This is a genomic window from Pseudoclavibacter sp. Z016, from assembly GCF_002931215.1.
Classification (GTDB): domain Bacteria; phylum Actinomycetota; class Actinomycetes; order Actinomycetales; family Microbacteriaceae; genus Pseudoclavibacter.
This window is the reverse complement of sequence record NZ_PSTU01000020.1, coordinates 31,968-45,366: the sequence shown is the minus strand read 5'-3', so window position 1 is coordinate 45,366 and position 13,399 is coordinate 31,968. Positions and strand designations below refer to the sequence as shown.

Below are 13,399 nucleotides of genomic sequence, written 5' to 3'. Positions count from 1 at the left end.
AATTACACGCCCCAGGCCGTGTATCCCGCGACGTCGGGGATGGGGGTGATGTTCATCGGTGCGATGTTGCTGGCGTCGATTTTCCAGTCGCCGTCCTCCCACACCAAGTAGTAAATGGAGGAGACGACCGTGTTCTCACCTGACGAGCTGATGCGGGCGGCGAGATCGACGGTTGCGGAGGCTCCGTCGTAGGACAGGATCTTGTATCCGGCCACGTTCACGCGGATATTGCTGGAGGCAGCCCCTGCGCCAGCTTCGGAAAGAAGCTGCTCCCGGTATGGCCCCTGGGAGAGAGATGCCTCGATCCACTCAGTCGCTGTGGTTGCATCGCTGCCTTGGGACATCGCGTTGGCGGCCATGAAGAGCGCACCCGCGGGAGTGTGCTGGAAGCAGGTGCGAACCCCGCTGGGGCCGGTTTCGCCCGGACCATGTTCAGTCGAGGTCGGATATGGGATGACACCTTGGTAGGCCCACTCGGTGGCCGGAGCTTCCGAAAGAGTGCCGCTGAGTTCTTCACCGGGTAGGCCGCAGACACTGCCGCCTCCATCGGGTTCCACAGCTTCGGGAGCAGACGGCGACGGCGGTTGCGTTGTGTCGGAGGGCTGGTCAGAGGTGCTGGTCGGTTCCGCCACGGCATCATCCTCGTTGCGGCTGAATGCTCCGACGACGGTGAGCGTGATGCCGAGCGTCAGCACAATCGCGACGACGATGGCCGCGACGATGAACCCTGGGCGCGTGAACGGGCTGGAGGTATTTTCTTCGTTGTTAGCCATGGCTCGGTGCTCCTTAGATCAAGAACCCAATGAGGGAGGTTGCTGCGGAGATGACGATGACGCCACCCAGGGCCATGCCGATCTTTCCGGCGTGCTCGCCGCCTTCGCCTCGCCGGGACTGGATGGCCATGAGGGCACCGGCCACGATGAGGCCGATGACGCAGATCGCGAGTGCGACCCACTTCAACCAGCCCAGGATCGTGGTGACGCCTTCGGTGCCTGGAGGCTGGATGGGCGGGGAGTCCGGGATGCCCAGGGGAGCAACGGTGGCGGCGTAGTCTCCGACGAGAGCGACGGTGGTGATGAGTTCGAGGCTCATGACGATTCCTTTCAGTGGGCGGTGCGCGCGGCACCGGTGAGAATTGCGGTCAAATCGGTCACCAGGGCACGCACGTCCTTGTGAGCTGTGGCGGGGTTCGGCTGTTCTCCGAGGCGCAGCGCCTCGCTCCACGGCACTTTCCAGACGCGAGGGACACCGCCGGCGACGACGGCGGCGAAGTCGCGCAGCGGGCGGGGGAGCTTGCCTGGGGCGTCAGCAACGATCACGAGGCCCAGGACGTCGACGAACGGCACCAGTCCCGAGCCCCACTGTGTTGCCGCGCGCTGCGCGGCCAGCAGGCCCTGCATGTTTGAGCGAGCGACGAGCACCACTCGAGCTCGACTGCTCGAGGAGGCGATGTGCGGCCACGCATGGTCCGTTGCAACCCAGCTGGGGGAGAGGGCCGCGAGGGACGACTCACCGGCGCCGCCGTGCGCGCCCACGACGAAGAGGTCGGCATCGCGGGCGAAGGTGCGGGTAGCGAGCTGATCCGCCCGGTCGGGAGCCGGCACGCCCAACTGCGGCGCCAGAGGCCCCCGCACCCCAGCAGAAGCGTGCCCAGAAGGTGGCTCGATTGCCACGGCCGGGACCAGCGGCTGCGAGACCCACGGGTTGTGTTCGGTCGTCACGAAAAGCCTCCCCGGATAATGAGCACGCCGCACTGTTCACGCAGTACAGGTCCATTCCAAACTAACAGTTACAGGTGGTTCTAACTATGTTTTTGACACATATCGTAAACCAAGATGCGTTCTGCGTTAGTCTGTTGTCATGTTCCGTGGCTGTTGGGTCGATGTCGTGAGTGGCGCTCACGGTGATCTCGACGAGGCGTTCGCTGAACTCCCGCCGATCCTGACGGCCGCTCAGGTGGCCGAGCTGCTGCAAATGACCCCACCCGGCATCTACAAGTGGCTCAAAGAGGGGCACCTGCAGGGATACCAAGTCGGTCGGACCTGGTTCATCACGCGGACCTCTCTCCGGGCCACGCTCGAAGCCGGATCGAACATCAAGCCCACCACAAACCCGTGACATAACGAAAGGGCAGAACTCCCCCCATGACTCGCCACGCACGCTCCACCCTCGGCCTCGCCCTCTTGGCGGCGCTGACCCTCACCGGGTGCGGGACGGCAGATGTGGGGGAGTCTGAGGCGACTCCGGTGGCGACGCCGACGTCGACCATGTACGTGCCCGACCTCGAGCAGCTCACGCCGCCACCCGCGGGGATCATCGACGACAAAACCGGCCAAACGACCGGGCCGAAAGCCCCCGCCGTCTGGGACGAGACCTCTCGCGCAGCTGCGGTCAGCGCGGCCGAGACGGCGATGACCGCGTACGCGCGGCCCAGCGTCGACCCGAACACGTGGATCGAGGACTTGACGCCGCTGCTGACGCCGAAGGCGGCGAAGGACTACAACTTCATTCGCAACGGGAACATCCCCGCGACCCAGGTCACGGGACCTGGGGTGATTGTCAACGATGACAGCGTGTACCTCGCGCACGTCGAGGTACCGACCGACGCCGGCACGTGGACGGTGATGATCGTGCGCGAATACGGCGACTCCCCGTGGCTCGTCGAACGCTTCACGCCTCCCGAGGGGATCCACTAACGGTGGAGGGGAAGAAGGGTTCCGGCGCGATCATCGCGATCGTCGCCGTCCCAGGCGTCGTCATCGCGCTCGTGCTCAGCCTGGTCCTGCTGCTCGGCACCAACGCGGACGCCTGCAACCCCGCCTCCGGCAGCGCGAGCGGCGTCTCCGTCGACCCCAACAGCGTGCCCGACGTTGAGATCGCCGGCTACGGCCGCGAACAGCTCGTGAACGCCGCGAACGTGATCCTGGCCGGGAAAGACATGGGCTTGAGTGTCCGGGACCAAACCATGGGCGTCATGACAGCCATGGGCGAATCCACCCTCAACAACATCGACTACGGCGACTGGGAAACCAGCGGCGTCACCAACCCCAACGGCACCCCCACGACGTCGATCGGGCTCTTCCAGCAGCAAGACCACTGGGGGAGCAGGGAAGAGCGCCTGGACCCGTACTGGGCATCCCAGATCTTCTACTCGGCGATGGAGATCTCCGTCCCTTTGCCGGAGCGCGACTCGGTGGAACCGACGCTGGTCGCGAACCGCACGCAGGTCAACCTCGACCCGTACTACTACGAACAGTTCTGGGACCCAGCCGTGCAGGTCGTGGAGGAACTCTCCGGCACCGCCACCGGCCTGAAGGCCGGCGCAGGTGCGCAGGTGTGCTCCGGCGTCGCCGGCACCCCAGGGCAGGTCTCCTCGACCGGGTGGGCAGCTCCCGGAGAAGGCCCGATCACCGACCCGTACGGCATGCGCATCCACCCCATCTACGGGGACCAGCGCCTGCACTCCGGCACGGACCTCGCGGCCGGCGGTTGCGATGGCCCGATCTGGGCAGCCCAGGCCGGCACGGTCACCTTCCGCGGCTTCGACTCCGGCGGCAACGGAACCATCACCCTCGACCACGGCGAGGGCATCACCACCAAGTACCTGCACTCCTTCGAGAGTGGGCTGCTGGTCAATGTCGGAGACACCGTCCAAGCTGGGCAGCAGATCGCGATGACCGGCACGAGCGGCCAATCAACGGGCTGCCATCTGCACTTCATGGTGCTCGTCAACGACGAGACCGTGGACCCCGAACCCTTCCTCGCCCAAGTGGGCATCACCCTCGGATAGATGGAGCACCCCATGGCCACGAATCAGGCAGTCCCCGTCATCACCGCCTACACCGACGCATCCGGCACCGGACACATCGCCGTCGATGGCGTGCAGGAGCCGTTCGATGCCCCCACGGTTGACGTGGCGCGGGGATACATCGTCGACAAGCTCAGCGCGATCGCCCGAAACCGGAACGAAGTCGTCCGGGCCGCGACTACCGATCCGGACGGGGTGTGGACGCTCGTCGTGGACCCGCAGGGGCGTGTGCAGGCCGAAGTGCAGCACCGCAACGACGGCATCGATGAGGACACCGCGCAGTCGCCCTCGAGGCCGCGCCGCGAGCCGAAGCCCATCACCGCGCCGCAGTCGATCGTCGCGACCGAACCCCCGGCCCCGATCGTTCCCGTGCAACTCCCCGCCCCGGCGGCACCTGCTGCTCCTGCAGCGCCGAGCTACGCGGCGCCGAGCTCCTTCATCTCGAGACCACCGGCGGCGACCGCCGTGCCCCAGGCGACACCTGCGCTTGCCTCCAGCTATGCGCCGCCGGCGGCCGCCCCGACGGCCTCTGCTCTGGCGCCCACCTACGCGCAGCCGTCCGTGGCCCCCGCGGCGTCGGCTCCGGCGCCCACGTTTGCGGCACACCAGGCAACAGCAGCTCCTGCCCCGTCCCCGCAGTCGCAGCCCGCGGATCCGCAGAACCGCCGCGACGCTCGCCGATCGTTCCTCACCCAGGAGCAGACCGAAGAGCCAGCAACGAACGGCTGGCGCGGCGCGCTCTCCCGTGTCGGTATCCGTCTCAGCCCGTCCGAGGACGAGCGAGCGGAGCGCGCTGACGTGCAGGCCGTGAGCCAGCACTGGCCAGGACCTCGCACGATCGCTGTCGTGAACGCGAAGGGTGGCAGCTCGAAGACACCCACCACGATCCTCCTTGCTGCCGTGTTCGCGCGCTTCGGCGGCGCCGGCGTGCTCACCTGGGACAACAACCAGACCCGCGGCACGCTCGGCTGGCGCACCGAGCAGGGCCCGCACGAATCCACGCTGCTTGAGTTGCTCCCGCAGGTGGACCGGTTGCTGTCGACCGGGGCGCAGTCCGCGGACCTTGCGCACTACGTGCACCACCAGACGCGTGACCGGTTCGACGTGCTGCGCTCGCAGCCCACGAACCTCGCCCACGAGCAGCGCATGGCGCCAGCCGACGTCGACGCGATCCACGCCGTCGCCTCGAAGTACTACCGACTGGTGTTCATCGACTCCGGCAACGACGAGTCCGATCCCATGTGGCTGCGCATGATCGACCACACCGACCAGCTCGTCCTCGCCACCACCACCCGCGACGACCACGCCGAAGCCGGTGCTCTGCTCCTCGAGGCGCTCGCCCAGCGCAACGAGAAGTCCGCGCAACTCGCCAACCAGGCCGTCGTCGTCGTGAACCAAGCGAACGCCAAGGGCAGCAAAGCCGACGTGGACCACGTCGCGAACGGCTACCGGGGCCTGGTGCGCGACGTCGCGACCATTCCATTCGACCAGGCCATGGTCGATGGCGTCCTGCGTTATGGTTCGCTCGGCGCGAAGACCCAGCGCGCGTGGCTCGCTGCGGGAGCGGCCGTCGCGAGGGGACTCTGACGATGCCGCGCACCCAGACGCTGCGGCAGGGGCAGCAGCTCGCCTCGTGGCCGCGCATGGTCGCGCTCGTGCGGCCGGACGGGAGCGGCTCGCTCACGATCAACGGCACCGAACGCGCGTGCGCCGCAGCCTCCATCGAGGAGCTCCGCACCGGCATGATCGCCCGCTGCGTCTCCTACGCGATCCAACTCGGCCGCCCCGTCCGACTCGACGTCGACGAACCCCCGAACACCTGGACACTTGCCGTCCGAGCAGACGGCATCGTGCAAGAAGCCGACGAGAGCGGCACGCTGCCGTCAGCAGACGGGCTCGCACCGATCGAGGGACGCTGCCGCGTCTGCCGACACCTCGAGCCGGTCATCGCGGCTGCGTGCTCACAGTGCGCAACGCCGGAGCCGCACCGCGTGGAAGTCGACGCCACCACGGTCGAGAGCGCACGACTCGCGACCCTGCGCGATGATGCGGGGCAGCTCGATGCGTCTGAGCAGGATCAGGTGTCTCAGACGCGCCTGGAGCTCACGCTCAACGGGCAGATCCCGGTAGTGGTGGACGGGCGCGCGGCGATTGGGCGAGACCCAGAAGCGGTCGATGGACGAACCCCCATTCGCGTCACGAGTCCACGGCAACTCGTTTCGCGCACGCACCTGTTCGTCGACCTCGACGACGGCGGCCGCATCGTCGTGACCGACAACGCTTCCGGGAACGGCACCGAGGCACAGACCGATCCACCTACGCAGCTCGAGGCCGGCACTCCGTATGTGCTGCACTCCGGTACGACGCTGCATTTGGGTGACGCCACTTGCCGCATCGATCTCATTCCCGCTCGGGTCAATAGTGACGGACGGTAAGCACCGTTATCCCTCAAATTCGCAGGGGAATCGGCGCGCTCCATCGAGTGGGATTCTTCAGTGGTTGCGGGTCACCCACTTTGGGGCGTACCCACGCGCGTGTCCGCCCCACCCAGGCTGGTCTTGGTAACGTCAGGAACTTAGAGCGAGAGCGCATCCGGGACCATGCTCCGCAACGAATTCACCACGAGCGCGCAGCGGAAATCTGCCGCGTGCGATCGTCGACTAATCAGAAGGAAGCCTCCTCATGGCCAAGAAAGTTATCTACCAGCTCACCGACGACCTCGACCAGAGCACCATCCCTGACGGCGAAGGCGAGACGGTCACGTTCGGTCTCGACGGCACCGCCTACGAGATCGACCTCACTGACACGCACGCCACGAAGCTCCGCAGCGTGCTCAACCGCTACGTAGAAGCGGCCCGCAAGACCAGCGGCAAGAGCGGCTCCGCGAAGAAGGCATCGGGTCCGAAGCGCGACCTCAACGCCATCCGCGAATGGGCACGATCCAACGGCCACAACGTCGCCGATCGCGGACGTATCTCTGCCGACGTCGTTGATGCCTACGACGCGGCTAACTAGCGCGGCGGTGACAGCAGGAACGCTTCGCGCGTCATCTCACCGAATCTAAGTTTGAGATTAGACAGCCATAGACAGTCGTAGATTGCATAGCCGAGAACGATGGACCCGGCGCGAGAGATCTACTTTTGTAGCACTCACGGTGCAACAATGGTCACGTGACTGGGATGAGCACGCTCCGAGCGCTGGTTGACGTTATGTCGAACCAGTGGGGTCTAGTGACGGCGAAGCAGGCTGAGTCGCAGGGGGTTCGCCGCGATCAACTGAGCCGCCTCGAGCAGCGTGGCCTGCTCGCTCGAGTCATCCGTGGCGTATACAAAGACGCTGCTGCTGGCCTCGATGAGTTCGACGAGCTGCGAGCGCACTGGCTGGTCCTCGAACCGGGCGCAACCGCAATCGAACGCCTGACCACAGGCCGAGAGGCCATCGTGGTCAGCGGACCCACCGCGAGCTACGTGCATGGCTACGGAGATCTGCAGCCCTCCCCATTCGAGTTCAGCACCACGGAGCGACGACAGTCCAAGCACGCGGGACTGAGGCTGCGACGACGGAATCTTTCGCCCCGGGATGTGACCCTGCGCGCTGGTCTTCCGGTAACGACGATCGAGCGGACTGTCGCCGATTTGGTGGCGGACCACGAGGACCTGAGCCTCGTTGGTGCTGTCCTGGGAGACGCAGTGCGGGCGCGCGGCGTCGACTTCGCGGTCCTGTCGCAGCACCTCGCACCTCTCGCTCGCGCCAACGGTTTCACCGGAGGCGAGGGTGCTGCCTTCCGAGAGCATCTCCTCGAGTTGTCAGGCTCAGACGAGCGCACGCAGCTGATGAGGATCCTGAACGCACCAGCATTTGAAGAGGTTCTGCGAGCGGCCCTTCTGAAGGTCGAGATCCTCAGGGCAAGCACGAGCGCCGTCGTGGATGGCTCGGATGTGGTTGTGCTCGTGAAGAGCGTGCTGGCGAGTGTGCTCGCCTCCCATGGGTTCCGAGCGCTCGTAGCGGACTCGGCGGCGTCGCTTGAGGCAGTTCAGGTCGGTGAGAACGAGTGCGATGGCCCCGGTAGTTGGGGACATACGCGACGATTACTTGACTCTGCGTGAACTCGAGCTGGCAATCAAGAGTGCAGCCAAAGTCGAAACAGGCTCTTATCTAGGTTGAACGATGATGATGCATCGGAGTCGGAGGAATAGTGGATTCGTGGCTAGTTGCACTGGTGACTGGGGGACTCACGCTGGTTGCGTCGCTGCTCACCAATTTTTTGTCAGGACGGATAGCTACACGGAATCTGCGGGCTCAGCTTCAGTCCGAGGAGCACCGGCAGCTAGGGCAGGTTGAACTCGAACGGTTCAAGCTCGAGCATCAGCGGCAGGCGGACGTAGAAGCGCGCCTCTTCGAGCATCAGCGGGCCGCAGCCGTTGACTTTCTTGCGGCGATGGCGGCCTATTCGTACAGCTCAGCCAAGATGCTGGGGGCCACGTACGCGCGTTCACAGTTTGCTCAAAATCGACCGGGGAAGCTCGTAGTTGACGACGATATCGAACGCATTAGTGGCCACAACGCCGCACGGACTGCCCTCTATGACGCTCTGTCCGCGGTATCGATTTACCTGCCGACGGAAGCATCCACCGCCGCACGGCGCGCCTCAGGGCTGGAGCTCGCATGGGTGGACTCGCTCCGAAAGCACTATGAGGATGACGCGGAAGACCCTGGAGCTCAGCCTGTCGGCGTAGACGAAGCTCTGGAGAACTTTCGCCGCGTGGCAAGGCACCTCCTTGGCGTCGATCGCAGTCCTGTCGCGAGGTGATCGGCCATGCGCCGGTCTGACCGCGAGGATGCATCGCGAGCGAGGAGACCTCATGTAAGACATGTGTTACTCTTCGTAAGACACGACTACAGGAGTTCTCATGGCCACGATCACTATTCGCCTCGACGACGCGATTCGAGACTCGCTGCAAGAGCATGCCGACGCGAGGCGCGTGTCTATGAGCGAGTTCGTTCGCACGACGCTTGAAGATGCGGTCTACCGTTTTCGAACCGACAGTGAGATTGCTTCGAGTGGCTTCCATCCGGACACGATGACCCCGCAGGAGAGGCATCAGCTTGCCTTGCTCCACCGCATTCTCGCCAGAGTGCTGCCCGAAGATGCCTCCGATGTCGACGGCGACCGCGACTACCAGCTCGAGCGGGCGAAGGTCCTCGAGGAAGGCTTCACTCAGGAGTACTGGGTCGAGTTCGCAGGCATCGACACGGAGCTCACGCGACGCGATAGCGGCTTCGTGCTCGATGTTCTTGACATGTTCCGATGCGCTCAGGCGAGCGTCAAGCGCCTCCGGGACGAGGGTGCTCGCGTCGATGATGGGCTCGAGTACGCGGCTTCTTTCCGTGGATTTGACCTCAATGACAGGCTCGAAGCGAGCATGCTGGGATACGTCCGCTATCTCGTGTTGCATGGCCGTTGGGAAGAGCAGCGTGATTTCATACTTGGCTCGGGCAGTGGCAATTCGCACATGAGGATGTACGAGGTGTACTCGAGGATGCTGACCGAGTATCGGCTCATCAGGGAGGCGAAACCGCCATTCGGCCACAGCTCCTCGCAGCTCCTCTCACTCGAAGAATTGCAGCGCCTGGCGGATGCCGGCATGCCCCCTTCGCGACGATGACGACACCATGGGTGGCTCCTGCAATGGCGGGCTTCGTGGACGAGTCTTCAGCACCCCGAGGTGAGGGACAACGTGAGTACCTCATCTGCGCGGCGATCGCACCGATGGCGGAGACGGAGGCGATCCGTGAGCGATTGCGACCTCTGCTCAGGCCGGGCCAGCGAAAGCTGCACTGGACGGATGCTGGTTCTGCGGACAGGCGAAAGATCGTAGAGACCATCGCGGCGCTCGAGCCGATGAACGTCGTCGTGACGCATCTCAGCGAAGCGCAGCGCAAGGAGGAACGGTTCCGACGTAAGTGCTTGGAGTTGCTCTACTTCGAACTCGTCGGCACAGAGGTATTCGATCTGACGCTCGAGTGTCGAACTCGCGCACAGGACAAGAACGACCGAGCGCACATCGTGGCGCTGCAGGGAAGCCATGGGCTCGATAGGCGCATGCGCATCGCGCATGTTCGAGGGGAGGCAGAACCGATGCTCTGGATCGCTGACGCGGTGCTCGGCGCCATCAACGATGTGCATCGCGGCGAGCCTGGGTACCTGCGTGTGCTGGAGCACACGATCGTGTTGAACGAGCGAACGACCAGTTCCGTTGCCCCTAGGTAAGACGAAAGGCCCTAGATCCAGTCGTCCGGCTGGTCTTCTAAGGCCTTCTTCCCGAGCCGTCGTAACGGTGGGCATGGAACAATCTACTCTCACGAGGGTGCGCGTGCAACCACTCCGAGGGTTCGGTCGGGGGCTCACAGGGCCCAGCAATGTGTGTGTCACCGACAGCTGGGTCGACGACCCGGCATCCACGAGGCACCCAGATTTCGCTGGGTGGACGTTCGTGGTGAGAGCTTTGGGGCAGAGAGCTCGACGACGTGATTAGGCTGCGGTGGCCGCGCGCGTTTCCGTGCCTTTGGGTTCGACGTCAGGGCCCGGATCTTCGATTGCTGCGACTCCTCCCCTGGCCAAAATCTGAATCCGATAACCTTTATTATGACATTACTGGTCTGTCCTCCGTGAATCGTGCGCGAATTGGCGGGTTCGCCTGATGAGATTGACTCTGAGCGTGGGTTGCTCGGGTGTAAGTGTCGATGCGGGTCGCGCCTGCCCGTGTTCCGCCGGTCCAGCACCCGAATCTTTCGGGCCACAGCGCAACGCGCACATGCTCACCACCTGAGTTGTTGAATCGGCTGATTCTATTCAGTTGATCCAATCCAGTGTTGCCTGCCGATGATTGAAGCGCCATCCACTTCCAAGTGGATCGGAAGATTCGCATCGTGACGTGTGTAGAAAATTTTGGTCTCACCCTCAGCCCAAGATTCGAAATGGATGCTTGTATTCTCCATCATGTAATTGGACTTGCTGCCAAGGTCTTCGGCTCTTGCAAAGACCCGCAGGGGACTATTATTTCTCCCTTGGAATTCATCATTTGTTTCTTCCGAGGCGCGCACCCATGAATCTGACAGATCGAAACCGTGCCATGTCACTTCCAGGCAAAATGAAGTCTCAGATTTCGTCACTTTTATTGAAGCCAAGTGAGTAGGCGCCAGAGACGGTCGCCCATGAAGAACTTCGTGCAATCGTTTTGCGGCGGGGCCTTCGATGGGCAGAACGCGAGGCGGCTCTATCGCCCCATCCTGCGTGTTCTCAATGGCAAGCTTGGTGATTAGTTCAGCCCTGAAGTCAGCGCGACCGGAGCGGTAACGCTCGCGTGGCCAGCTGTAGTCGAGTATTGAGACTGTTCGATCTCGACCTCCGTTGAGCCAGTCCCGAATCATGGCGTTTATGTGGGCATCGCTAAATGAGTAACCCACAACGGCGAGGTGGTCGGTGCGACGAAACACTGACCGGGCGGCTGCGTTCAGCGCGAGCGTTGGTCCGTCTGTGGCGAGTTTGTCTCGGGTTCCCACGACGATCCAAGGGAGGTCGTGTTCGCTAGTACTTTCTGGATCGATGGATTCAACGACTTCGATCCCTCGCGGTGACAGATGAGATTGGTAGTAGCCAGCGGGCGGTGAAAGTCGCCAATCGAGTGAACCGTGCAGCTTCAGGAGGTTGACCTGACCGTCAACGGCATCAAATACGAGGTTCTCCCCTGGCTGCCAAGAATCAATACCACGGTTTATAGATGTGCCACGATCCTTGGCAGCTGTTTCGACAGTGAGGTCGTAGTTCAGCGTGATTATGTCAAGGCCTCCGGGCTGGGTGGACGCAAGATCCAGAAGTGGAGCGAAGTATGAAACGTCTTTATGTGCGCCCAAGAGCTCAACCAGTGTCTTTAAGATAAAAGTCTCAGCTTTGGCGAAGGGCTTTTCGAGATCGGGGCGGACCGCGGCTCTAGCTATCTCGGCGACGGCATCCGTGAGTTCGCTTTCAGCAAAGTGCGTCCCTCGGTCGCTAGACATACCTTTGATCGTCTTGGCTATTTTCCGCCCGGCACTTGTGGGCAGGTCAGTGGACCCGAAATTGCTTAGAGAAGGTGCCCAGTTGGCGACGAACGGAGCCATCTCGTGATCATCGCGTACTCTCAGAAGCCGGACTGCGGAGATGAGTGTCTCGATATTGACTGCGGAAAGCGGATTCTCGCCGCGGGCTCCTTGGTAACCGACCATACCTGCGTAAACGGCGTTCAACGCTCGGACCCAGTCTCGCGGTCCGCTATAACGAGTTCCATCGCTAGAAATATTCGCGCGGTGGACGACCTCTTTGGCGAGGCCGGACGTGAGGAGGAGCCCTGCGTCGGCGGATGCGCCCGCGCCTAGAAGTACGGTAATTCTCTCTTGGGCGTTGCTGGACGTGGGGCCTTTTGGCGAAACTGTGTCCACGATTTCCTTTCCAGGTCGTTGAGTGGTGTTCGCTAATGATCAGAGCAGGAACGCTGTGTCAGCTGGTGGGGCTCCAGCTGCATTCGCGAGCGATCAGTCGCTCTACTTATGGAGTCGAGGTTACTAGTGATTCTTGTACGGAGCTCCGGGCAAAATTTGGTCTGATAGTGCGGCCAAGCCTCCGAAGCTCGAAGGCTACGGCTCGAAGTATTCTGCGCGATGGGCTTCAGTGAGTCGTCGCGCGTACTACAGATTCGGCTTCGAGCCCTTCATCGTAGGGAATTCGGCGCGGATGCCCATCGCGAAGCGGGCACGTCCGATGCTTCCTCATGACTCGATGTGCTGACGTTCGATGGTGGTGCGCGAGGAACCACCAGGGTGCGATGACTTCGGCGTATGCCCTTAGCTACATGACGACGTGTGCTCCCTGTGCGCGGCGGGCAACGAGGGCGAGCGTTCGTGCACCCGAACGGCAGGCTCTCAGCCACTCCCCCAGCATCCTCCACCGGACGGCAGGACGAACCAGCGTCAGCGCGATTCGCCAACAGCCTGTTGGCGAACTTTCCTCGCGCCTCGCTCGGGCGTCATCGACGACATCTGAGCGCCGCCGAAAGTGGATTTCATGTCGCTCAGTGCGCGGCACCGGCGCCGTTCATGGCAGTTTGGGGTAGTACCGACTCGTGCGGAAGCTGCCGAGCTCCGCAACGTCAGAGCCCAGGATCGTGTTCTTGAAGCAAGCCAGGAGTGTTGGCCGGGTCGTAGCTTGGCGGCATTTCACGCGACACGCGCAGATGCTTGCGTTTCGAGAAACGATTCACGGCATGATTCTCAACATGGGAAGACCGAGTAAGGGCAAGCGTGACGCCATCATGGCCAAGCCAGCGATGCCGTTGGCACAGGTCATTCGTGCGAACGCCGAGGCATCCGGCTACACCAACGGGGACTACATCACCATGATCGTGGCAGAGGCCCTTGGCATGCCCGAGTACGCCCCCAAGCCGGACAAGCCTGCCCAGCAAGCTACTCAGCTCCCCCTTGAAACGGAGGCTCACTCCGCAGCGGCTTAAACGAAGAAGCCCGCCGCTTGCGCGACGGGCTTCATGAAGTTTCGTA

15 protein-coding genes are annotated in these 13,399 nt (G+C 63.1%); 11 read left to right on the top strand and 4 right to left on the bottom strand.

Annotated elements, in window-relative coordinates:
- Positions 1-2: 2 nt before the first annotated feature.
- The 3 genes from C5B99_RS17490 to C5B99_RS17480 are packed head-to-tail and all read right to left on the bottom strand — an operon-like array spanning position 3 to position 1,721.
- A complete protein-coding gene (locus tag C5B99_RS17490) occupies positions 3-773 on the bottom strand; it encodes a hypothetical protein (protein WP_104244458.1) in 771 nt (256 codons plus the stop codon).
- A 13-nt stretch (positions 774-786) separates the two neighbouring features.
- On the bottom strand, positions 787-1,092 hold the full coding sequence (locus C5B99_RS17485; RefSeq protein WP_104244456.1) for a hypothetical protein: 306 nt from the start codon (positions 1,090-1,092) through the stop codon (positions 787-789).
- Between the two features lie 11 nt (positions 1,093-1,103).
- A complete protein-coding gene (locus tag C5B99_RS17480) occupies positions 1,104-1,721 on the bottom strand; it encodes a DUF6668 family protein (RefSeq protein ID WP_104244454.1) in 618 nt (205 codons plus the stop codon).
- Positions 1,722-1,860: 139 nt separating this feature from the next.
- On the opposite strand from C5B99_RS17480, the gene C5B99_RS17475 reads away from it, so the two are divergent.
- The 10 genes from C5B99_RS17475 (at position 1,861) to C5B99_RS17430 (ending at position 10,079) form a co-directional block, all read left to right on the top strand.
- On the top strand, positions 1,861-2,118 hold the full coding sequence (locus tag C5B99_RS17475; RefSeq protein ID WP_104244452.1) for a helix-turn-helix domain-containing protein: 258 nt from the start codon (positions 1,861-1,863) through the stop codon (positions 2,116-2,118).
- Positions 2,119-2,144: 26 nt separating this feature from the next.
- Positions 2,145-2,696: a hypothetical protein gene (locus C5B99_RS17470; protein WP_104244450.1), complete on the top strand. Its 552-nt coding sequence runs from the start codon at positions 2,145-2,147 to the stop codon at positions 2,694-2,696.
- A gap of 2 nt (positions 2,697-2,698) precedes the next feature.
- On the top strand, positions 2,699-3,790 hold the full coding sequence (locus C5B99_RS17465; RefSeq protein WP_104244448.1) for a M23 family metallopeptidase: 1,092 nt from the start codon (positions 2,699-2,701) through the stop codon (positions 3,788-3,790).
- A gap of 12 nt (positions 3,791-3,802) precedes the next feature.
- Positions 3,803-5,395 carry an AAA family ATPase gene (locus C5B99_RS19090; RefSeq protein ID WP_146082048.1) on the top strand — a complete coding sequence of 531 codons (1,593 nt, stop codon included), beginning with the start codon at positions 3,803-3,805 and terminating at the stop codon, positions 5,393-5,395.
- Positions 5,396-5,397: 2 nt separating this feature from the next.
- Positions 5,398-6,243 carry an FHA domain-containing protein gene (locus C5B99_RS17455; protein ID WP_104244446.1) on the top strand — a complete coding sequence of 282 codons (846 nt, stop codon included), beginning with the start codon at positions 5,398-5,400 and terminating at the stop codon, positions 6,241-6,243.
- Between the two features lie 247 nt (positions 6,244-6,490).
- On the top strand, positions 6,491-6,823 hold the full coding sequence (locus C5B99_RS17450) for an Lsr2 family protein (RefSeq protein ID WP_104244444.1): 333 nt from the start codon (positions 6,491-6,493) through the stop codon (positions 6,821-6,823).
- A 164-nt stretch (positions 6,824-6,987) separates the two neighbouring features.
- Positions 6,988-7,914 carry a type IV toxin-antitoxin system AbiEi family antitoxin domain-containing protein gene (locus C5B99_RS17445; protein ID WP_104244442.1) on the top strand — a complete coding sequence of 309 codons (927 nt, stop codon included), beginning with the start codon at positions 6,988-6,990 and terminating at the stop codon, positions 7,912-7,914.
- Between the two features lie 89 nt (positions 7,915-8,003).
- Positions 8,004-8,618: a hypothetical protein gene (locus tag C5B99_RS17440; RefSeq protein ID WP_146082046.1), complete on the top strand. Its 615-nt coding sequence runs from the start codon at positions 8,004-8,006 to the stop codon at positions 8,616-8,618.
- Between the two features lie 100 nt (positions 8,619-8,718).
- Complete coding sequence (locus tag C5B99_RS17435; protein ID WP_104244438.1) at positions 8,719-9,474, top strand: YfbU family protein; 756 nt, start codon at positions 8,719-8,721, stop codon at positions 9,472-9,474.
- Between the two features lie 23 nt (positions 9,475-9,497).
- Complete coding sequence (locus C5B99_RS17430; protein WP_104244436.1) at positions 9,498-10,079, top strand: hypothetical protein; 582 nt, start codon at positions 9,498-9,500, stop codon at positions 10,077-10,079.
- 578 nt (positions 10,080-10,657) lie between these two features.
- On the opposite strand, the gene C5B99_RS17425 is transcribed toward C5B99_RS17430, so the two are convergent.
- A complete protein-coding gene (locus C5B99_RS17425) occupies positions 10,658-11,968 on the bottom strand; it encodes an SIR2 family protein (protein ID WP_181065050.1) in 1,311 nt (436 codons plus the stop codon).
- Positions 11,969-13,119: 1,151 nt separating this feature from the next.
- Here C5B99_RS17425 and C5B99_RS17420 point away from each other — a divergent pair.
- The gene (locus C5B99_RS17420) at positions 13,120-13,353 is read left to right on the top strand and encodes a hypothetical protein (RefSeq protein ID WP_146082045.1); all 234 of its coding nucleotides are present in this window, start codon (positions 13,120-13,122) and stop codon (positions 13,351-13,353) included.
- Positions 13,354-13,399: the final 46 nt, after the last annotated feature.